Genomic DNA, 351 nt, shown 5'->3' with positions numbered 1-351 from the left:
TAAAGGAGTTTGCCATGATTGGAAAGAACATAAAGTCCTTACGTAAAACTCATGACTTAACACAACCCGAATTTGCTCGAATTATAGGAATTTCTCGAAATAGCTTGAGTCGTTATGAAAATGGAACTAGTTCAGTCTCTACGGAGCTAATAGACATCATTTGTCAAAAGTTTAATGTATCTTATGTAGATATTGTAGGAGAAGATAAAATGCTAAATCCTGTTGAAGATTATGAATTGACTTTAAAAATTGAAATTGTGAAAGAAAGAGGTGTTAATCTATTATCTCGACTCTATCGTTATCAAGATAGTCAGGGGATTAGCATTGATGATGAATCTAATCCTTGGATTT

The 351-nt window shown here is 32.5% G+C and carries 1 protein-coding gene; it reads left to right on the top strand.

Going from position 1 to position 351, the window contains the following annotated elements:
• Positions 1-14 precede the first annotated feature (14 nt).
• Positions 15-351, top strand: a 337-nt coding sequence (locus tag HMPREF2837_RS12000; RefSeq protein WP_148131873.1) for a helix-turn-helix domain-containing protein, incomplete at its 3' end; no start/stop codon positions are given.

Origin of the sequence: Streptococcus sp. HMSC071D03 (genome assembly GCF_001812125.1) — a bacterium.
Lineage (GTDB): Bacteria > Bacillota > Bacilli > Lactobacillales > Streptococcaceae > Streptococcus > Streptococcus pseudopneumoniae_N.
The sequence above is the reverse complement of the archived record's forward strand: the minus strand, read 5'-3'. Positions and strand labels throughout refer to the sequence as shown.